Source organism: Paenarthrobacter sp. AT5, assembly GCF_032764245.1.
GTDB lineage: Bacteria > Actinomycetota > Actinomycetes > Actinomycetales > Micrococcaceae > Arthrobacter > Arthrobacter ureafaciens.
The window spans coordinates 4,001,663-4,020,105 of record NZ_CP136441.1; the positions used below are offsets into that span (position 1 = coordinate 4,001,663).

An 18,443-nucleotide genomic window follows, 5' to 3' on the forward strand; every position below is an offset into this window, starting at 1 on the left:
AGGAACACCAAAAACCCGACGGGACGTGACAGAGGAACACCAAAAACCCCACGGGACGTGACAGAGGAACGCCGGGGAGGGGAACCTTAGGCTTTGGCGGCTTCCACGAACGCGCGGATCTTCGCCAGGTCCTTCACCCCACGGGACGCCTCTACGCCCGAGGAAACATCAACGCCCCAAGCACCGGCAGCCGTTGCGGCGAACGCCACGTTGCCCGGTTCGAGCCCTCCGGCGAGCAACCATTTCCGGTCGTCGAGGCCTTTCTCCTGTACGGACTCGTAATCCCAAGCCTCGCCCGAGCCCGGAGCGGCGGCATCGATCAAGAACAGGTCCTCGCCCAGATCACCGAACTCTTCCACAGAGGCACCCATGGTGGCTGCCCTGATGAGCCGCATGCCGGCGTCGTGCACTGTTTTGACGTCGTCGGCAGTCCGGTGACCGTGCAGCTGAACCCAGGTGAGACCGGCTTTACGGGCGATGGCCACGGCGTCGGCTGCGGTTTCGTGGCGGAAGACGCCGACCGCATGCACGCCCTCCGGAACCAGCGGAAGCAGCACGTGGACCTGCTCGGGCGTGACCTCGCGGGGACTGGCGGTCAGCACGAAGCCAACGGCGTCCGCACCGGAGTCGACGGCCTCTTGCACGGATTCGGGCGTGCTTAAACCACACACTTTGACGAACATGCCGTGCCTCCAGACGTTGCGTGCAAACCAACTCTTATGACGTTAGCAAGCGCTGCAGTGCAACGCCGAACTACTAGGCTGGACTGATGGAAATCATCCGCTTTGCCGACACCCATCCCGAGCCGTGGCGCAACGGCGGCGGGATCACCCGCGAACTCGCCAGCCACCCCAAAGCGGCCTCAGCCCAGGACGGTTCGTGGGACTGGCGGGTCAGCATCGCGGACGTTTCCAAAGCCGGGGACTTTTCCGCTTTCCCCGGCATGGAACGCGTCATCACCCTGATCGACGGCGAACTCCTCCTCCTGACAGTGGACGGCGCCGAACATCCGCTGGAGAAGTACCGCCCGTTCCGGTTCTCAGGGGACGCGGCGTCATCGGCAACCTTGCCTACCGGCGACATCCGCGACCTCAACGTCATAGCCCGGACGGGGGCGTTCAAGGGGTACACGTCAATCGTCGAGATTTCCAAGAAGCGCCCGCACCCGGTGTTCGAGGGCCAGCTCGCCATCCTTCTTGAAGGCAAGGCGACCGTGACGCAGGGCGTTGCGGAAACCCCCGACGCCGACGCCCCGCCGGCCAGCCCCGGCGAACCCGTTGAACTGGCCAGGTACGACGCCGTGGTGGGTTCCGACGTCGCGAGCCCCGAGATCTCGGGCCGCGGATTCGTGGCGGTCGTTTCCATCGACCGGGCCTGATCCCCGCGCGGGAGCAGCCGGCCCGGGGAGCAGCCCCGCCAGGCTGCCAGCGCCGAACTGGTGAGCTTGGCCACCGGAAGTGGCCACCCTCCGCGGGACTTGCTAGCCTTAAATCAAGGTTCCGCTCTGGAACCTCCGGACGACGGTTCAGTACCCGGTGCGCGACAAGACTGGCCAAAGGAAATGTCATGTCGTGGCTGATTCTTATTCTGTCCGGTGCGCTCGAGGCCGTTTGGGCCGCCGCACTCCACCGTTCCAAGGGCTTCCGAAAGCCTGTCCCCAGCATCGTTTTCCTGGTCTCCGTGATCGCGAGTACCGGCGGCCTGGCCATTGCCATGCAGTCAATTCCCACGGGCACGGCCTACGCTGTGTGGGTTGGCGTGGGCGTTGTGCTGACCTCGGCTTACGCCATGGTCACCAAAGTCGAACGCCCGACGCCGGCCCGTCTCCTGTTGCTCGCCGGCATCGGTTTGTGCGTGGTCGGCTTGAAGGTGGTGGCGTAGCCATGGGTACCCCCACCACCGCCAAACGCAAGGCAAGGATCGGAGTGTCATGGCTGGTCCTCCTCGCCTCCGCCGTCCTGGAAGCCGTGTGGGCAACAGCCCTGGGGCTCTCCAATGGCTTCACGGAACTCATTCCAACGCTGGTATTCGCGGTCACCGCAACCTTGAGCATGCTCGGCCTGGGTATCGCCGTGAAGCGCATTCCGCTGGGCACGGCCTACGCGGTGTGGGTGGGCATCGGTGCAGCACTGACCGTTGGCTGGGCCATGGTCACGGGTGTGGAGCCGGCGAGTCCGTTGAAGCTGCTCTTCATCGCGGGGATCGTGGGCTGTGCAGCGGGCCTGAAGGCCCTCCCCGCCGACCAGCCGGCTGACATGGCCGCCACCAGCGCCGAGTAGTCCGACCCGCAGCACTCTTCGCCGAATTCGACGACCCGCTGCACGTTAGACGTGTCCTACCGTCTAATACGCAGCGAGTCGTCGAATCGGGGAAGTTGAAGCCCACAGGTAGCGCCCCGCAAGCCGAAACCCCGCAAGCACCGCCATGACCTCCGCGTTCCGATTGTGGAAACCGTGGAGGTCATGGCGGAGCTGTCGGGAGGGCTAAACCAAGGGCAAACCCAAGGGCAAGACCAGGGGAACAGGCAGCCGCGTCACCAAGGCCGCAAACCCAACGACGTAGGCTGAGCAGATGGATTCGCTAATTCACTCAACCCGCGACGTCACTATTCGCAGCATCTCCGTGAGCGAGATGAACAACAACGTGTACCTGCTGACGTCCAAGGCAACAGGTGCGCAGTTGTTGATCGATGCTGCCGACGACTTCCCGGCCATCCAGCAACTCCTGGCCGACTCCGCCGCGGATACGCCTAAGCCCACCAAGCTGCTGAGGATCGCAACCACCCACCAACACTGGGACCACGTGCGTGCCTTGGCGGAGCTGGTGGCAGCCAACGGTGCTACCACTTCCGCAGGAACGGACGACGCCGACGCGTTGCCTGTTCCCGTGGATGTGCGGCTTAGCCACGGCGACGTTGAGCAGTTTGACGACTTCGAGGTCCGTGCAATCCACCTTCGGGGACACACCCCTGGCTCGATCGCTTTCGTGTACCAGGACCCGGACGGACCGGCCCACATTTTCAGTGGAGACTCGCTGTTTCCGGGCGGCGTGGGCAACACCCAGAACGATCCCGCACGCTTCACGTCACTGTTGAATGACGTCACGGAACGGCTCTTCGATGCGTACCCGGATGACACCGTAGTGCATCCCGGACATGGCTTGCCTACCACGCTCGGCGCCGAGCGCCCCCACTTAGAGGAGTGGCGCGCCCGGGGCTGGTAACCTCGCAGGGCTGGTAACCTCGCGGGCCAGACTTGCGGGGCCTGCTTTGCGCCCTAAACCCACGGAATAGAGCGCAGAGCGGGCCTCACAGCGTGAGGGATCTTAGCGGCCGCGGCGCTCGTTAGACGCCGGGGCAGACGCACGGCGGGGACCGCTGCGCGCCGGTCGACCTGAGCCGGAACCCCCACGGCCGGAATTACCCGCGCCGAAGGATCCACCCGAGGTGCCGCCGGTGTTCGAGGACCACACGGCCTTGTTTCCGCTGCTGCGCGTCGTGGTGGCAGAAGCGGTTCGCGGAGCCGAGGCCGACCGCTGTCCGCCGGATGCACGCTGGCCGGTTGCGGGGCGACCACTGCGGCCGCTTTGACCCTGCGAGCCGGGAACGTCGTTACGGTGCGAGGCACCTGCCTTGCCGCGACCGCGTGAGCCGCGGGCGACGTCGTCGTTCATTGCTGCCCGACGCTCCGCACGGCTGAGGTCCGTGCGAACCGGCTCGGCCGAAACCTTGCCGCGTCCGCCGCGCCCGCCGCGACCGCCTGCAGTGGGCGTAGCCTGGCCGGAACGCCGTGCGCGCTTGCGCTGGGCATTGGCGCCGTTGGACGTCCCGCCGCCCTGCTGCGGGAGCTTGGCTGCCAGGAGTGCAGCGCGGGTGCGGGGGTCAACCTTGTCCGCTACATCCCCCACGAGCTCAGCCACCAGCGGAGAGTTGGCGGTGACGCGCTCAAACGAGACGTCGACGCCGGCAGCCCGCATGAGCTTCTTGACGTCCTGCTGCTGCTCGGGGAGCGTCAGCGTAACGACGGTACCGTCCGAACCCGCGCGGGCCGTACGGCCGGAACGGTGCAGGTAGGCCTTGTGCTCTGTGGGCGGATCCACGTGGATGACCAGTTCGACGTCGTCCACGTGCACACCGCGGGCGGCGACGTCGGTGGCCACGAGGACGCGCACCTCACCGCTGGAGAACTCGGCGAGGTTCCGGTCACGGGCGTTCTGCGACAGGTTTCCGTGCAGGTCCACCGCGGGAATGCCGGCGTCCGTGAGGGTCTTGGCCAGCTTGCGGGCATGGTGCTTGGTCCGCATGAAGAGGACGCGGCGGCCTGCGCCGGACGCCAGTTCCACAATGAGCTGCTTCTTGACGGTCTGGTCGTTGACCACCAGGACGTGGTGTTCCATGGTGGTGACCGCGGCCTGGGGATCGTCTACGGAGTGCGTCAGCGGGTTGGACAGGTAACGGTTGACCAGCTTGTCAACACCGTTGTCCAGCGTCGCCGAGAAGAGGAGGCGCTGACCCTGCTTGGGGGTCATGTCCATGAGCTTCTTGACCACGGGGAGGAATCCGAGGTCGGCCATGTGGTCTGCCTCGTCCAGGACGGTGACCTCAACCGCTTCAAGCGTGAGGATCCGCTGGCGGATCAGGTCCTCGAGGCGGCCCGGGCAGGCGATGACAATATCGACGCCGGCACGCAGCGCCTTCTCCTGGCGCGCCTGGGAGATGCCGCCGTAGATCACGGTGGTGTTCAGGCCCATGGCCTTGGCCATCGGCTCGACGGTGGCGTTGATCTGGGTTGCGAGCTCGCGGGTCGGCGCAAGGACAAGGCCCATGGGACGGCCCGGCTTGCGGAAGTAGCCTGCCTCGCGCCCGGCCAGTCGGGCAACGAGCGGGATGGCGAATGCGATGGTCTTGCCGGAGCCGGTGCGGCCGCGGCCCAGGACGTCGCGACCGGCCAGCGTGTCCGGCAGGGTCTTGACCTGGATGGGGAATGCCTCTTCGATGCCGGTTGCAGCGAGGGATTCGACAATTGCCTTGGGCGTGCCAAGGGCAGCAAAAGTAGTCATGTACTTCATGTCTTTCGGGCGGCGTCCTGTGGCGGACATCGGCCCCCGACGCCGGTTGGGCCAGGGGTTCGCCGAGGAAAAGTCAGGTGGTCTACCGGTTCGCTGCAGGAGCGCTGGCCGGGACCAAATGGAACGCGTTCATCGACGCAGGATGTGCCTCTCACATGAAAAATGCCCCGCCGCGCAGCCTGTCAGGCCACCTGCTTCAGGGCGTCACCGCACATCAAGTGATCCCATTCTAGCAGCGGTGGACGTTTCTCCTTGCATCGGGCCCCCAACTGGGTCGCAGCACCGCGCGTTCTGAGCCCCGAAAACGCGCACAAATGCGACCTACTTGGGCTGGGTGAGCGAGAAGTCGGCTTGGCCGTCGCGGGCTCCGCGGGCGTTGGGTGCGGCGGAACCACCCGGCCGGGCCGCGACGCGCGGTGCCACCACAACACCGACGACGCCGATGACCGCCGTCAGTGCAAAGACCGCCGCAAAGGGCCCGACGTTCGTGAAGGCGGCAAAGACGAGGCCCGTTGCGGCGAGGGCCAGCGCACCGCCCAGGGAGTCGGAGATGGACATGGCGGCACTGTTGAAGCCTTGGTTATCCGGCGAGGACAGCGCCAGGGTCATGACGCTGAGCCGCGGGTACATCAGGCCCATGCCGAAGCCCGCGAAGAGCCAGCCAACAATTGCTATGGCCGCCGGCAGCGCCAGCGCGGACGTGACAAGCGCCAAAACGATGGCCCCCAACACCAGGATGGCGCCAATCTGTACAGCCAAGGCATCAGCCAGCCGGGACCCGAGCCGTCCTTGCACAGCGGACGCCCCGGCCCACGCCAGCGCTGATCCGGTCAGGGTCAGGCCCGCAAAGGTCGGGCTGAAGTCATAGCGCTCCGTCAGCATGTAGGGCAGGTACACCTCGGCACCGAAGAAGGCAGCCGACGCCAGCCCACGGGACAGGATGACGCTCGGCAACCCCCGGTGCGCTGTGAGGGTTCCCCGCGGGACCAGCGGACGGACAGCCACGAGCGCCGTGACAAGTGCGACGGCGGCAATCACCGCGCCGACGCCCGGCACCCCGCCGGACAGGTTCAGTCCAAGAACGGCCACGGCCGCGAGCGCAGCCCACGCCATGCGCCCGAAAGCCCATGGGACGGTCGGTGCATCCACGCCCGATGGGGCCCCGGACCCGCTTCCTGAAGCCAGGCCCCGCATCGCAGGAACAACCATGGCCAAGGCCGGAATGACCAGCCCAACAACTCCCAGGAAGACCCAGTGCCAACTGCTCAGCTCCGCCACCACCCCCGCCGCGAAAGGACCGATCAGGGACGGAATCACCCAGGAAGCGGCGAAGGCCGCGAAGATCTTGGGGTGCAGGACGGGTGGGTAGATCCGCGCGACCAAGACGTACAGCGCCACAGTCACTGCCCCGCCACCAAGGCCCTGGACCAGACGGCCGAGCACCAGCATTTCCATGGTGCCGGCAGTTCCTGCGATGAGGAGTCCCACCACGAACATCGCCACCGATGCGTAGAGAGGAGCCTTCGGGCCTCTCCGGTCGGACCAGTTCCCGGCACCCACCATGCCCATCACGCCTGTAGCCAGCGGACCGGCGAAGGCCAGTGCATACAGGCCGGCTCCGTTCAGGTCCCGGCTGACCACCGGCATCACGGTGGTGACGGCGAGGGACTCAAAGGCGCTCAGGAACACCAACGCGCAGGTGCCCACGGTGGCCAGGAGGTATGGACGGCGCAGGATACCGGCCGTTGAGGTGTCAGGGGTCATGCACGCTACCCTAGAACCTCAACTATTGTTGAGGTCAACGCCCCGCCGGGCACGTGGAGGTTCAGTCATGTCGAAGGTATCCGGACACAGGCCCCTGACCATCGGCGAGCTTTCCGAGCGGAGTGGAGTGTCGCCGTCGGCCCTTCATTTCTACGAACGCAACGGCCTCATCAGCGCCGAACGCACGCCAGGCAACCAGCGGCGTTACGCCCGCGAGACGCTGCGCCGCGTGGCGTTCATCAAGACGTCCCAGCGGGTGGGGCTGCCGTTGAGGGACATCCGCGAGGCATTGGAATCCCTGCCCAACAGCCGTACACCCACCAAGCGCGACTGGACCAGGCTCTCGTTGCGCTGGCGGCAGGAACTCGACGAGCGCATCGCCGCCCTGCAGCACCTCAGGAACGATCTGGACGGATGCATCGGTTGTGGTTGCCTGAGCCTGAAATCGTGCACGTTGCAGAACCCGTCGGACGAACTCGGGGCATCCGGGGCGGGCGCCCAGCGGTGGAATGCACCCATCTGACTGGCATTAGGGGTTGTTCTGAGCCCTCAAAACAACCGCTGCTGCCAGTTAGTTGGGCGGGGTTTGCTGGAACAGCAACAGGTGTTGCGTCGGGTCTGCGGCGGACGGCACGCTTGAATCATGACTGAACACACTCACGACGGCGGAACCCGCCAGCACGCGCATCATCACGACGGCGGGGCTCGCCAAGGCGGCGACCAACAGGGCCGCCTGGACCTCCACGAGGATGCGGACAACGCCGTGGACATGTGGGACGGGATGTACCGGGAACGCCCGAAGATTTGGAGCGGGAACCCGAATCCCCAACTGGTCGCAGAGATCACGGGCATGGAGCCGGGAACTGCGCTGGACCTCGGCTGCGGCGAGGGTGCGGATGCCATCTGGCTCGCGAAGCACGGATGGAAGGTCACCGCGATGGATGTATCGGCTGTCGCGCTTGAACGTGCAGCCGGGCATGCCAGGGAAGCCGGACTTCAAGAGAGCGTCAACTGGCAGCAACAGGACCTCGCGGAGTGGACACCCGAGCCTGTCTTCGACCTTGTCTCAGCCCAGTTCCTGCACTCTCCCCTACTGCCCTGGCGGGACTCGGCGTCGAAGGCTGCCGCCGCAGTAGCTCCGGGAGGAACGCTGCTGGTGGTCGGGCACCACCCGCACGGGCTGGCGCCATGGAGCCGGCACCACGAGACGGACATGTTCTACACACCCGAAGAACTCGCGGAGGAACTGGGCTTGGAACACGGGCCGTGGTCGATTGGGGTTCTCACCAGCCGCGAGCGGACCATCGAAGACCCGGATGGCAACCCTGCCACCATCATGGATACCGTCCTTCGGGCTACGAGGAAGCCCTAAGCGCTCGCCGGGAGCAGCTCGCCGAAGGGTGGCACCACGGTTCCGGTGCACGTGGAGTCCGGGTTGAGCATCCAGCCCACCCGCTTGGCGGTGTTCAGCATGACGACGCTCTCCTCCAATTCGATCCCCGGGATGCGCTGCTGGATGGCAAGTTCCATCTCCATCACCTCGGCCAGGGTGCGCAGCCACATGATCATGGTGAAGTTGGTCCGCCCCGTGGTTGAGGCCAGGAGCCGCACGTTCCGGATGGCCCGCAGCTCCGTGGCCGCGGCTTCGTGCTGGCCGGCCGGGACGTTGGCGAACCACTGCACGGTCACGGGGTAGCCGGAGAATTTCTGTGCGATCTCGCAGCGGAAGGAGAGCATGCGGCTGCCGAGCACGCGGGTGAGTTGGCGCTGGACAGTGGCCGGGTGGCGGCCCAGGGCCCGGGCAATTTCCGCGGCTGTGGCACGGCCGTCGCGGGCCAGGAAGGGGATGAGTGCCAGGTGGCTTTCGGGCAGCGGCACAACAATGGCGTCCGGTGCGGGCGGGTTAGCCGACTCGGGACCGGCCATTGCGCGCAATGCCTGCTGTTCAGCCTTGGTGAGGACGTTAAGCCGCCAGGCGTAGCCACTTGTATGGATCCTGGTGCACAGGGACGTGTGGTACTTGGTGAGGCCCCGGACTTCCTTGAGCCGGGGCAGCAAACCGGTACTGAAGTGATCCAGGTCCTGCGTGATGACGGTCAGGGTGAGGTCCCGGTTGCTGGCCGCCTCCTCCACGGTGATCACCTCGGGCAACCGGGCGAGGGCCGCGGTGACGTCGGGCCGAAGATCCATGTCGCAATCGACGTCCACCATCGCCAGGCACATGTTCTTGGGGTCACCCATCAAGTGGGCGGTCGTCCACGCAGCACCTTGGGCTTTGAGCCGGTCCCAACGGGCGGCCAAGGTGGTGGCATGGACGCCCAGGACGTCGCCGGCGTCGGACCAGCTGATCCTGGGTGAAATCTGCAGGGCGTTGATGAGGCGCAGGTCTTCCTCACTGAGTTCCATGTCCCCAATTCTCTCCCGCTTGCATGAATCCTGCACCTTTCACACATGCCATGCATATTTCCTGATCTTTCGGGCCTTGTGAGGTGCATCACCGCAGAATGATCTAAGAGAAGCGCAAGCCGAACAAACCACAGGAGACCCCGCATGACCATCGCCGCCGACGCCCAGGAACTCCGCGAAGACATCGTCCGGCTCCGGCACGAACTGCACCGCGAACCGGAGATCGGACTGCATCTCCCCCGCACCCAGGAAAAAGTACTCCAAGCGCTGGACGGACTTCCGTACGAGATCACGCTGGGCAAGGACACGACGTCGGTCACCGCAGTCCTGCGGGGCGGTGCGGCCCACGCTTCGGCCCGGAAGCCGGTGGTGCTCCTGCGCGCCGACATGGATGGATTGCCAGTCCAGGAAACAACCGGCGTGGACTATACCTCCCGGGTGGACGGAGCCATGCACGCCTGCGGCCACGACCTCCACACCTCCATGCTCGCCGGAGCCGCAACCCTCCTGGCCGAACGCCGCCACCAAATCGCTGGAGACGTGGTCCTCATGTTCCAGCCGGGCGAAGAAGGATTCGACGGTGCCAGCTACATGATCAACGAAGGCGTCCTCGACGCTGCCGGGCGCCGGGCGGACACCGCCTACGGAATGCACGTGTTCTCCTCGCTGGAGCCGCACGGGCAGTTCGTCACGAAGGACGGCGTGATGCTCAGTTCCTCCGACGGGCTGATGGTCACGGTCCTCGGCGCGGGCGGCCACGGGTCGGCCCCGCATTCCGCCAAGGACCCCGTCACTGCCGCGGCGGAAATGGTCACGGCCCTGCAGGTCATGGTCACCCGCCAGTTCAACATGTTCGATCCCGTGGTCCTCACCGTCGGGGTGTTGCACGCAGGGACCAAACGGAACGTCATCCCGGAAACCGCACGCATCGAAGCCACCATCCGGACCTTCTCCGAAGCGTCCAGGCAGAAGATGATGGAAGCAGTTCCCCGGTTGCTCAAAGGCATCGCCGCAGCACACGGATTGGAGGTGGACGTGGACTACCAGGAGGAGTACCCGCTCACCATCAACGACGAGGACGAAACGAACACCGCCGAGAAAGTCATTGCCGGCATGTTCGGAGACTCCCGCCTCACCCGGATGGCCACCCCGCTCAGCGGCTCCGAGGACTTCTCCCGCGTGCTGGCCGAGGTCCCCGGAACCTTCGTGGGACTCAGTGCCGTTGCCCCCGGCGCCGACCCCTCGACGTCGCCCTTCAACCACTCCCCTTACGCAACGTTCGACGACGGCGTCCTCACCGACGGTGCCGCGCTTTACGCCGAACTGGCCGTGTCCCGCATCGCCGCGCTCGCCGCCAACTGACTCCTGGAGAACCAGATGACAACCACTGTTGGAACCCCTGCCGACATCAAGGTCCACAAGTCGCACGTCCGCACCCTTGTGGGTACCGGCATCGGCAACGCCGTTGAATGGTACGACTGGGCTATTTACGCCACGTTCTCGCCCTTCATCGCGAGCGCGTTGTTCAGCGCGGCCGACCCCACCTCTGCCGTGCTGTCCACGCTGGCGATCTTCGCCGTCGGATTCGTAGCCCGGCCGTTCGGCGGGTTCGTGTTCGGCTGGATAGGCGACCGGATTGGACGCAAAACGTCAATGACTGTTGCCGTGGCCCTCGGCGCCATCGGCAGCATGTTGATCGGCGTGGCCCCCACGTTCGAGTCCGTCGGCGCCTTCGCATCCGTGATGCTCCTGGTGGCCCGCCTCATCCAGGGCCTGGCCCACGGTGGCGAGCTGCCGTCGTCGCAAACGTACCTTTCGGAGATGGCGCCCAAGGAAAAGCGCGGCTTCTGGGCCACCCTCATTTACACCTCCGGCACGGCCGGGATCCTTGCAGGCACGTTGCTCGGCGCCGTCCTGACCGCTGTGCTCAGCAAGGAAGACATGAGCGCGTGGGGTTGGCGTATCCCGTTCCTCATCGGTGGCGCCCTGGGCGTTTATGCCTTGTTCATGCGGGCCAAGATGAAGGAAACCGAGGCTTTCGAGGCCGAGTCCCCCAAGGAAAAGCGCGCCCCGATGTGGCCGCAGATCGTGAAGTACCGCAAGCAGGCCCTGCAGGTCATCGGGCTCACCGTGGGCCTCACGGTGGTGTACTACATCTGGGGTGTCGTGGCACCGAGCTACGCAGCGACGGCCCTCAAGATGGACCGCGGTGCTGCGTTGTGGGCAGGCGTGATCGCCAATGTGGTGTTCATTGCAGCCTTGCCGTTCTGGGGTCGCCTGTCTGACCGGATCGGCCGGAAGCCCGTCCTCATCATGTCGTCAGCCGGCGCCGCGCTGTTCCACTTCCCCATGACCTGGCTGCTGAAGGATTCTCCGTGGCAGCTGACCGTGTCCATGTCCGTGATGCTGTTCTTCATCGCCGGCAGCGCCGCGATCGTCCCCGCCGTCTACGCGGAGCTCTTCCCGACCCACATCCGGACCGTCGGCGTGGGCGTTCCCTACTCGATCTGCGTAGCCGTGTTCGGCGGCACCGCCCCTTACCTGCAGACGTGGCTGGGAACGATCGGCCAGGCGTACCTGTTCAACGTTTACGCCGTGATCCTGCTGCTGGTGGGTATCCTGTTCGCCTTCCTGATCCCCGAAACCAAGGGCAAGGACCTGACCGCCTGACCCCTCCCAACTGGGTCGCAGCAGAGCACGTTTTGAACGTTCAAAACGCGCACTGCTGCGACTCAGTTGGGTTAGACGAAGCGGTTCCGGCCCGCCCTGAATCCGAAGAACGCCGCCAGCAAGCCGACCACCAGGAACAGGACCCCCGCCGCGGCGAAGCCACCCGTTGCCTGGTGGAGTTGGCCAACCATCAGCGTCCCCGTGGAACCCACCCCGTAGCCCACCCCCTGCATCATTCCGGAAAGGTGCGCGGCCGTGTGGGCGTCCCGGGTACGGAGCATGATCATGGTCAGCGCCACGGCAGTCAGTGACCCTTGGCCGAGCCCGAGCAACCCTGTCCACACCCAGATCAACTCAGTGGGCCCAAAGATGCTCAGGGCGAAGCCGCCGCCCGTCATGAGCGCCACCACCATGTTGATGACCCGTTGGTCCTTGAGCCGGGCAGCGAGCGCCGGGGCGAACAACGACCCCAGCATCTGCAGCACAATCGACACCGAGACGATCAGGCCCGCCGTGCCACCGTCCACACCGCGGGAACGCAGGATCGGCGCCAGCCACGCGAACACACTGAACGACATCATCGCCTGCAGCACCATGAACGCCGTCACCTGCCACGCCACCGCGGATCGCCACACATTCACCCCGCCCTTGAGGTGCTGGTGCCGTACGGGGTGCTGCCTGATGGCCGGCGGCAGGAAGAGCAAAAGTACGACGGCGGCCGGCACCGCCCAGAACCACAGCGCCGATGTCCAGTGGCCGGTTGCCGTAAAGACCGGATACGTGAACCCCGCGCCGAGTGCTGCCGAGGCACAGATCGCCGTGGTGTACAGGCCGCCCATCAAGCCGAGACGGTGCGGGAAATCCCTCTTCACCACGCCCGGAAGCAGCACGTTGCACAGCGCGATGGCTGCACCGCACGCCGCTGTTCCCACCAGCAAGGCGGGCAGGTGGCCTGCGCCGGGGAGCTCGGCCGGCCTCAGCAGGAGCCCTGCGGTGAGGACGGCCATCGCACCCAGCAACACCCTCTCTGCTCCAAACCTTCTCGCCAGGACGGGTGCCGTAGGTGCGAAGACACCCAGCAACGTCACCGGCACAGTAGTCAGCACCACAACAGACCAACCCGGCAGACCGGCGTCGGACGTTACTTCCGGCAGCACCGCGGAGAAGCTGGAGAAGACGGTCCTCAAGTTGAGGCCGATGAGGATCAGGCAGACCGCAAGATAAGCCAGCGCCCGCTTGCCTTTGAGCTGGGTGGGAGCCGGGGCCGGGTCTTCGTCGATCTCAGCGTCGACGGCGATCTCGGGCAAGGGGCGTTTCTCTTCGGACTTCTCTGTGCGCTTCTTGGTTCGGCTCTCTGCGGAGGCAGGCTTCTGGGAGGAGGTCACACGTCCTATTCTGTCAGGGCTCTTTACTGCTGCCCCTGTGGGACCGACTGTGACCCGGTTTTGGACGGCCAAGTATTCTGGAAGGGACATGAGTGAGACCCCAGATACCCCACGCCCCATCACCCCCGGCAGCCAAGCTTCCTTTGGCACATACGGCGGCCGTCCGGTCAGCTTTGTGCGTCGAGGTACCCGCCTCCAGGGCCGCCGCCAGGCAGCCTGGGAAGAACATGCCGAACGCTGGGCTGTGCAGGTCCCCCGTCATGTGGCCAACACGTCCGTGCACCCGGACTACGTTTTTGACGCCGAGGCCGTGTTTGGACGCAAGGCTCCCCTGATCGTGGAGATCGGCTCCGGCTTGGGCGATGCAGTGGTTCATGCTGCCGAGCAGAACCCGGACAAGGACTTCCTTGCCGTTGAGGTCTACACCCCCGGCCTGGCCAACACCATCATCAAGATCAACAGCCGCGGGCTGACCAACGTGCGCGTGGTGGAAGCCAACGCACCCGAGGTCCTGGAGTCCATGCTGCCCGCGGGCTCAGTCAGCGAACTCTGGGTATTCTTCCCGGATCCCTGGCACAAGGCCCGGCACCACAAGCGCCGGCTCATCCAACCGGCTTTCGCATCCGTCGCGGCCAAGGCCCTCAAGAAGGGTGGCTACTGGCGGATTGCCACCGACTGGTCCAACTACGCCATCCACGTTCGGGAAGTCCTTGCAGGTTCCACGGAGTTCGAGAACATGCACGAAGGCGAGCGCAGCGGCGAGGAGAGCCCGTTGACGCAAGTCTGGCAATCCGGCGTCGAATCCGTTGTTGGCGGCGCCCCCGTCAAAGAGGGCCGCGCACCCGTCAGCACCGAGCACACCGGCCCCAACCAGGGCGTGGACGAGGTCGGCGGCTGGGCTCCCCGGTTCGACGGCCGGATCCGCACCAGCTTCGAGAACAAAGCCCACGAGGCCGGGCGCATGATCTTCGACCTCACCTACCGCAAGATCTAGTCCACGGACTCCGGGGGAACCATGAGCTACCAACCACCACTCGAATACGACCAGCAGCCACCCCGACCGGGGACGCGGGGGTTGGGGGCCGGCATTACCAGCATCGTGGCTGCCGTGCTCTCGCCGGTGGCGGCCGTGGTCAGTGTTCCGCTGGGCATCGCTGCGGCGGCTTCTGCCATGAGCCGCTTCAACGAGGGCAACGATGCGTGGTGGATCGGAGCTTTGGCCTTCGCCGCGTTGGCTGTTGCCTTGGCGATTGTGGCCGTGGTCTGCGGACTGATTGCCGTGTTCCGGGCAGGCCGCATGAACGCCGGGAGAATCACGGGCATTGTTGGGCTCTCCATCATGGCGGTCAACGTCTTCGGAGTGGCCTTCATGGTGATCCTGGTCCTGGGATCCGGACAAGCGGGCTGATATGCCGCAGGTACGCGCAGAACGGTTCATCCGCCTGGATCCGGAGACCACCTTCGCCCTCTCCCAGAGCACAGGCGCATTCAGGCTTACATGGGACCCGTTCATCTCGGCACAATCGTTCGTTGACGGCGCCACGAAGCCGGGCAAAGGGGTCCGCACCCGCACCGTCTCCCGGATGAAGCTGACCATGGTGACGGAGTACGTTTCCTACAATCCCCCACGAAACGTAGGAATGACCATGGTGGCCGGCCCCTGGTTCTTCGGCACCTTCGGAGGCGGGTGGCGGTTCACTCCGGAGCCCGGGGGCACCCGCGCGGTGTGGAAATACACGTTCTCCTGCAGGCCCGGCTGGCTGGCGCCTATCGCCGAAAAAATCGGGACATGGGTGTTGGGCCGCGAAATTGAGCGTCGGATCGAGGCCTTCGCGAGGGCATGCGAGGACCCCGCCCTCGTGGCCGAACTGCAAGCAGCATCACGGCACGGAGATTGACGCCACCGTCTTGTCCGAATCGTCCCTGAGCTCAACACCCGCGATGCCGGTCAGCTGAACAGGGGTGGCGCCGGTGATCTTGATGCGTCCGCTGGGCGTCGCCGTCCACCCGCACGTGCGTTCCTCAGCGCCGTCGCGCCCCTTGACCCACAGATAGAGCGTCCCTTCCAGCGGCATGCTCCGCCCCTCAACAGCCAACTCCGTGCCCCAGGTCTTCTTGACCATGCCAACCGTCAGCTGCAGGCCATCGCCCGACTGAACGGAATACGTGGCGTCGGGTTTCGGTGGCTGGTTCAGCAAAGGACCCGCCAGGAATCCCAAGGCCAGGCACGCGGCGGCGACAGCCCCAACAACGGCTGCCCACCGCCGTCGTGATTTCCGCCTGCGGGTGGAGAGATCAACCAGGAGCGACGGCGGGACAGTCTCCAACGGCGCCAACGGCTGGCTTCCGCCCGCAACGGTGAGGGCGACTGCATCAGCGGCGGGGACGGCGTCGAGCAACGCGGGAAGGCTTTCGAGCTCCTCCAGCTCGCCGCGGCAGTCCGCGCAAGCGGCGAGGTGGTCCTCGAACGCGCGTGCCTCATCCGGCTCAAGGCCACCCAGCAGGTAGGCGCCCAGCAACTGGTGGACGGAATCGGCGTTCATTTTTCCACCCCCATTTCGTCAAGAATCGTTCGGAGGGCTTTCACTGCATAAAAAGCCCGGGACTTAACAGTGCCCACGGGGATGTTCAGGTGCAGCGCCGCCTCGGTGACCGTGTACCGCTGGTAGTGCAGGGCCACCAAAACTTCACGGTGTTCGTGGCTGAGCCGCAAAAGCGCTTCCTCCATGAGCACACGGTTCAAGAGCTCGTCCACGCGCTCGGTGGCGACGTGGTCCGGAAGTTCGTGCTCCTCTGCCTCCGCGGGCCTGCGCTGGGCCTTCCGGTAGTTGTCGATGATCACGTTCCGCGCGGTCCTGAAAAGGTAGCTTCGCAGGCTTCCCGTGATGTGCGGGGCGTGCTGCCACACTTTCAGGATGGTTTCCTGCACAACGTCGTCAGCCAGGTGCGCATCCGGGGTGCAACTGAGCACAAAACGCTTCAGGGCCGTGCCGTGGTCGCGGTAGATCGCTGCCACCACGTCCTCGTCCAACGGCATAGCCACCTCCTTCGATCCCACCCCATACGACGCCTTTTCCCGGCACACGGTTCACCATGAACCATTCTTCCCCCGGCGGCGTCTTAGGGTTAGCGCCGGCCCACTCCGGCCGGCCCGTCAAGGGAGCCAGTGATGAAGAATAGATTCAGCTTTGGACTTGGTGCTGTGGTCCTCGCGGTGGCCTTGGGAGGATGCGCCGGCAGTCCGGGCACGTCCACGTCCTCTGCACCGCCGGCGTCGTCATCCGTGTCCGCTCCCAGCACAGCAGAGGCAGACGCGGAGATGAAAGTGGCGTCCTCCAGCGCCGGCCCGATCGTGGTGGATGGCAAAGGAATGAGCCTCTACTTCTTCACGAAGGACGTCAAGGACTCCGGCAAGAGCGCCTGCGTGGATGCATGCCTTGCCGCGTGGCCCGTATTTACGACGACGGCGGACGCGCCCAAGGTTGATGGCGTCACCGGCACTGTGGGAACCATCGCCACGCCCGACGGGAAGAAGCAGGTCACGCTGAACGGTATGCCCCTGTACTACTACGCCCAGGACAAGGCCCCCGGTGATGTTGCGGGCCAGGGTGTGAACAACGTCTGGTACCTGGTGAGCCCCGGCGGAGAGATGATCAAGGGCGCTGCTGGTTCGGGCTACTGAGTGGGCCCCCTCGTCCGTTGCCGATCGCCGAGTTCGCCGAGTTCGCCGGAAGCGTGCCGTACCGCTGCAAGCTTCCCTGCGCCAATGCACGTTTCCCACGAACCCGAGCGACCACCCCTGCTGTTATGCACGTTTCCCACGAACCCGAGCGACCACCCCTGCTGTTCGCGGGAAGCGTGCCGAACCGCTGCAAGCTTCCCTGCGCCCATGCACGTTTCCCACGAACCCGCGCGACCGCCCCCTTACCTGCGCGACCTGAGCGCTCGAAGGATTCGTTCTTTGAAGGTCCGCTCTTGGAACAGGTCCTTCCACTCGATCCGGATGAACCTCCAGCCGTCCTCCATGAGCGCCTTTTCGCGTCGCCTTTCTTCAAAGATGACCTCGTCGGTGGGTTTGTAGTCGAAGTACTTGGTTTTCCCGTCGAATTCCAAGGCCAGTTTTTCTTCCTCCCATGCGAAGTCCAAGCGGTGGTTTCCTACCCGGGTCTTCACGCGGAATTGGGGTTCCGGTGGTTTGACGCGTAACCGCTGCATCAACTCCCGGCTCAGCGTCTCGCCTGGGGATTCGGACCTAGGATCGGCATTCTTAAGGGCCTTGCGAAAAATACGAATCCCGCGCTTTCCCGCGGACGCTGCGCCCATTGAGGCGAGCACACTCCGATCTGCCCCAAGCCGCAGACCATGGTCCATGATGACCAACGCCTTCGGATAGCTGAGCATCCTGGCACAGTCGAACATTGTGCGCTCAAGCGACGTCACCCGCAGGCCTCTCACCGTCACGATCTCAGTCTCGGCCAGCGCTTCAGTATGACCCCGGACATCCTTGCCCCATCGACTCGAGGACGGTCGAACCGGGTGAAGGACGTGGACTTTTTGGTCCACACCCCACAAGAACAGTCCATGGAGTCGTGCCGCCGATAGATGGCTGTAGACCAAACCGCCCGTCGAAGTCGTCAGGGTTCCGTGAGCATGGGCCATGATCCGCGCAAGGGCCTGACTTCGTGGTCCCATGGAGTCCCACTTGCCGGCGCTCATGTAGCATCCGTACCGCATTCGACGCAGCTCGCCTGAATCCAAGAGGTACTTGATGCTTCGGCTGTTGTAGCCCAGGCGAAGCAGCTCGTCCGTGCGCCACATATAGCCTCGTTGAGGTGCGGCGCGGAGGGTCGACTGAGTGGTCACACTTGATGTTGGTTGCATCGCTTCAGCATCGCCGGGCCTCCAAGTCGGCAGTAGGCCTGGTCGTCGCTATGTGGAAAGTAGACGCCAACGGTGCGAATGCCCCGCAAACTTACAGCGTCTGGGCATCGTACCCGCGAACCCGGCGGGATGCACCAAAGCTGCGGGAACGACGCCGAGCTCCGCGGCACGCTTTACCTATCGCCCACCTGCGGCTCCCGAGATCGCCGGAAGCCTGCCGCCGCGCCCCAAGCTTCCATGCGAACCCACAGCGTTCCCGCGAACTCGGCG

20 protein-coding genes and 1 riboswitch are annotated in these 18,443 nt (G+C 65.1%); of the genes, 12 read left to right on the forward strand and 8 right to left on the reverse strand.

The genetic code is table 11. The features are described from left to right. Positions 1 to 86: 86 nt before the first annotated feature. A complete protein-coding gene (locus RI444_RS18580; RefSeq protein WP_316963837.1) occupies positions 87 to 683 on the reverse strand; it encodes a phosphoribosylanthranilate isomerase in 597 nt (198 codons plus the stop codon). Between the two features lie 86 nt (positions 684 to 769). Between RI444_RS18580 and RI444_RS18585 the strand changes: the two genes are divergently transcribed. The 4 genes from RI444_RS18585 (at position 770) to RI444_RS18600 (ending at position 3,222) form a co-directional block, all read left to right on the forward strand. Next, positions 770 to 1,378: a HutD family protein gene (locus tag RI444_RS18585; protein ID WP_021472816.1), complete on the forward strand. Its 609-nt coding sequence runs from the start codon at positions 770 to 772 to the stop codon at positions 1,376 to 1,378. 113 nt (positions 1,379 to 1,491) lie between these two features. Continuing rightward, positions 1,492 to 1,557: riboswitch (guanidine-III (ykkC-III) riboswitch) on the forward strand. Between the two features lie 9 nt (positions 1,558 to 1,566). Further along, positions 1,567 to 1,881: a DMT family transporter gene (locus RI444_RS18590; protein WP_021472817.1), complete on the forward strand. Its 315-nt coding sequence runs from the start codon at positions 1,567 to 1,569 to the stop codon at positions 1,879 to 1,881. A gap of 2 nt (positions 1,882 to 1,883) precedes the next feature. Further along, the gene (locus RI444_RS18595) at positions 1,884 to 2,279 is read left to right on the forward strand and encodes a DMT family transporter (protein WP_207605504.1); all 396 of its coding nucleotides are present in this window, start codon (positions 1,884 to 1,886) and stop codon (positions 2,277 to 2,279) included. Positions 2,280 to 2,571: 292 nt separating this feature from the next. Then, positions 2,572 to 3,222 (forward strand): MBL fold metallo-hydrolase, encoded by a 651-nt coding sequence (locus RI444_RS18600; RefSeq protein WP_021472819.1) that lies wholly within the window; start codon positions 2,572 to 2,574, stop codon positions 3,220 to 3,222. Positions 3,223 to 3,324: 102 nt separating this feature from the next. Here the strand turns inward: RI444_RS18600 and RI444_RS18605 are convergent, their stop codons facing one another. Next, complete coding sequence (locus tag RI444_RS18605; protein ID WP_031216663.1) at positions 3,325 to 5,058, reverse strand: DEAD/DEAH box helicase; 1,734 nt, start codon at positions 5,056 to 5,058, stop codon at positions 3,325 to 3,327. Between the two features lie 330 nt (positions 5,059 to 5,388). Further along, entirely contained in the window at positions 5,389 to 6,831 is a 1,443-nt protein-coding gene (locus RI444_RS18610) for an MFS transporter (protein ID WP_179012934.1), read from the reverse strand. Between RI444_RS18610 and soxR the strand changes: the two genes are divergently transcribed. Further along, positions 6,830 to 7,354: a redox-sensitive transcriptional activator SoxR gene (gene soxR / locus RI444_RS18615; RefSeq protein WP_079941295.1), complete on the forward strand. Its 525-nt coding sequence runs from the start codon at positions 6,830 to 6,832 to the stop codon at positions 7,352 to 7,354. The genes RI444_RS18610 and soxR overlap by 2 nt on opposite strands. A gap of 120 nt (positions 7,355 to 7,474) precedes the next feature. Beyond that, positions 7,475 to 8,203, forward strand: coding sequence for an SAM-dependent methyltransferase (locus tag RI444_RS18620; RefSeq protein ID WP_079941294.1), 729 nt, complete (start codon positions 7,475 to 7,477; stop codon positions 8,201 to 8,203). On the opposite strand, the gene RI444_RS18625 is transcribed toward RI444_RS18620, so the two are convergent. Continuing rightward, complete coding sequence (locus RI444_RS18625) at positions 8,200 to 9,237, reverse strand: Lrp/AsnC family transcriptional regulator (RefSeq protein WP_207605503.1); 1,038 nt, start codon at positions 9,235 to 9,237, stop codon at positions 8,200 to 8,202. The genes RI444_RS18620 and RI444_RS18625 overlap by 4 nt on opposite strands. 144 nt (positions 9,238 to 9,381) lie before the next feature. On the opposite strand from RI444_RS18625, the gene RI444_RS18630 reads away from it, so the two are divergent. After that, entirely contained in the window at positions 9,382 to 10,599 is a 1,218-nt protein-coding gene (locus tag RI444_RS18630; RefSeq protein WP_207605502.1) for a M20 family metallopeptidase, read from the forward strand. Positions 10,600 to 10,614: 15 nt separating this feature from the next. Continuing rightward, positions 10,615 to 11,907 (forward strand): MFS transporter, encoded by a 1,293-nt coding sequence (locus tag RI444_RS18635; protein ID WP_021472827.1) that lies wholly within the window; start codon positions 10,615 to 10,617, stop codon positions 11,905 to 11,907. A gap of 71 nt (positions 11,908 to 11,978) precedes the next feature. Here RI444_RS18635 and RI444_RS18640 read toward each other — a convergent pair whose 3' ends face one another. Continuing rightward, a complete protein-coding gene (locus tag RI444_RS18640; protein ID WP_031216666.1) occupies positions 11,979 to 13,214 on the reverse strand; it encodes an MFS transporter in 1,236 nt (411 codons plus the stop codon). A gap of 166 nt (positions 13,215 to 13,380) precedes the next feature. Between RI444_RS18640 and trmB the strand changes: the two genes are divergently transcribed. Genes trmB through RI444_RS18655 form a run of 3 tightly spaced genes read left to right on the forward strand, consistent with a single transcriptional unit; the run spans position 13,381 to position 15,190 of the window. Beyond that, positions 13,381 to 14,286 (forward strand): tRNA (guanosine(46)-N7)-methyltransferase TrmB, encoded by a 906-nt coding sequence (gene trmB / locus RI444_RS18645; RefSeq protein ID WP_062098106.1) that lies wholly within the window; start codon positions 13,381 to 13,383, stop codon positions 14,284 to 14,286. A gap of 21 nt (positions 14,287 to 14,307) precedes the next feature. Next, on the forward strand, positions 14,308 to 14,700 hold the full coding sequence (locus RI444_RS18650; RefSeq protein WP_207605500.1) for a hypothetical protein: 393 nt from the start codon (positions 14,308 to 14,310) through the stop codon (positions 14,698 to 14,700). Between the two features lies 1 nt (position 14,701). Continuing rightward, positions 14,702 to 15,190, forward strand: coding sequence for an SRPBCC family protein (locus tag RI444_RS18655; protein ID WP_062098107.1), 489 nt, complete (start codon positions 14,702 to 14,704; stop codon positions 15,188 to 15,190). On the opposite strand, the gene RI444_RS18660 is transcribed toward RI444_RS18655, so the two are convergent. Both RI444_RS18660 and RI444_RS18665 read right to left on the reverse strand, forming a co-directional pair. Beyond that, a complete protein-coding gene (locus RI444_RS18660) occupies positions 15,173 to 15,835 on the reverse strand; it encodes an anti-sigma factor family protein (RefSeq protein ID WP_179012930.1) in 663 nt (220 codons plus the stop codon). The genes RI444_RS18655 and RI444_RS18660 overlap by 18 nt on opposite strands. Beyond that, a complete protein-coding gene (locus tag RI444_RS18665) occupies positions 15,832 to 16,329 on the reverse strand; it encodes a sigma-70 family RNA polymerase sigma factor (protein ID WP_021472833.1) in 498 nt (165 codons plus the stop codon). Before RI444_RS18665 ends, RI444_RS18660 begins: the two co-directional genes overlap by 4 nt. A gap of 132 nt (positions 16,330 to 16,461) precedes the next feature. On the opposite strand from RI444_RS18665, the gene RI444_RS18670 reads away from it, so the two are divergent. Then, positions 16,462 to 16,974 (forward strand): hypothetical protein, encoded by a 513-nt coding sequence (locus RI444_RS18670; protein ID WP_031216668.1) that lies wholly within the window; start codon positions 16,462 to 16,464, stop codon positions 16,972 to 16,974. Positions 16,975 to 17,216: 242 nt separating this feature from the next. Here RI444_RS18670 and RI444_RS18675 read toward each other — a convergent pair whose 3' ends face one another. Beyond that, a complete protein-coding gene (locus RI444_RS18675; RefSeq protein WP_207605499.1) occupies positions 17,217 to 18,173 on the reverse strand; it encodes a type IV toxin-antitoxin system AbiEi family antitoxin domain-containing protein in 957 nt (318 codons plus the stop codon). Positions 18,174 to 18,443 lie beyond the last annotated feature (270 nt).

Excerpts from the sequence above, each read along its gene's own strand:
- RI444_RS18595 (WP_207605504.1), top strand. The coding sequence starts at position 1,884 with ATGGGTACCCCCACCACCGCCAAACGCAAGGCAAGGATCGGAGTGTCA.
- trmB (WP_062098106.1), top strand. The coding sequence starts at position 13,381 with ATGAGTGAGACCCCAGATACCCCACGCCCCATCACCCCCGGCAGCCAA.
- soxR (WP_079941295.1), top strand. The coding sequence starts at position 6,830 with ATGCACGCTACCCTAGAACCTCAACTATTGTTGAGGTCAACGCCCCGC.
- RI444_RS18585 (WP_021472816.1), top strand. The coding sequence starts at position 770 with ATGGAAATCATCCGCTTTGCCGACACCCATCCCGAGCCGTGGCGCAAC.
- RI444_RS18605 (WP_031216663.1), bottom strand. The coding sequence starts at position 5,058 with ATGACTACTTTTGCTGCCCTTGGCACGCCCAAGGCAATTGTCGAATCC.
- RI444_RS18650 (WP_207605500.1), top strand. The coding sequence starts at position 14,308 with ATGAGCTACCAACCACCACTCGAATACGACCAGCAGCCACCCCGACCG.
- RI444_RS18625 (WP_207605503.1), bottom strand. The coding sequence starts at position 9,237 with ATGGAACTCAGTGAGGAAGACCTGCGCCTCATCAACGCCCTGCAGATT.
- RI444_RS18655 (WP_062098107.1), top strand. The coding sequence starts at position 14,702 with ATGCCGCAGGTACGCGCAGAACGGTTCATCCGCCTGGATCCGGAGACC.
- RI444_RS18590 (WP_021472817.1), top strand. The coding sequence starts at position 1,567 with ATGTCGTGGCTGATTCTTATTCTGTCCGGTGCGCTCGAGGCCGTTTGG.
- RI444_RS18660 (WP_179012930.1), bottom strand. The coding sequence starts at position 15,835 with ATGAACGCCGATTCCGTCCACCAGTTGCTGGGCGCCTACCTGCTGGGT.
- RI444_RS18620 (WP_079941294.1), top strand. The coding sequence starts at position 7,475 with ATGACTGAACACACTCACGACGGCGGAACCCGCCAGCACGCGCATCAT.
- RI444_RS18580 (WP_316963837.1), bottom strand. The coding sequence starts at position 683 with ATGTTCGTCAAAGTGTGTGGTTTAAGCACGCCCGAATCCGTGCAAGAG.
- RI444_RS18610 (WP_179012934.1), bottom strand. The coding sequence starts at position 6,831 with ATGACCCCTGACACCTCAACGGCCGGTATCCTGCGCCGTCCATACCTC.
- RI444_RS18635 (WP_021472827.1), top strand. The coding sequence starts at position 10,615 with ATGACAACCACTGTTGGAACCCCTGCCGACATCAAGGTCCACAAGTCG.
- RI444_RS18600 (WP_021472819.1), top strand. The coding sequence starts at position 2,572 with ATGGATTCGCTAATTCACTCAACCCGCGACGTCACTATTCGCAGCATC.
- RI444_RS18630 (WP_207605502.1), top strand. The coding sequence starts at position 9,382 with ATGACCATCGCCGCCGACGCCCAGGAACTCCGCGAAGACATCGTCCGG.
- RI444_RS18670 (WP_031216668.1), top strand. The coding sequence starts at position 16,462 with ATGAAGAATAGATTCAGCTTTGGACTTGGTGCTGTGGTCCTCGCGGTG.
- RI444_RS18665 (WP_021472833.1), bottom strand. The coding sequence starts at position 16,329 with ATGCCGTTGGACGAGGACGTGGTGGCAGCGATCTACCGCGACCACGGC.
- RI444_RS18675 (WP_207605499.1), bottom strand. The coding sequence starts at position 18,173 with ATGCAACCAACATCAAGTGTGACCACTCAGTCGACCCTCCGCGCCGCA.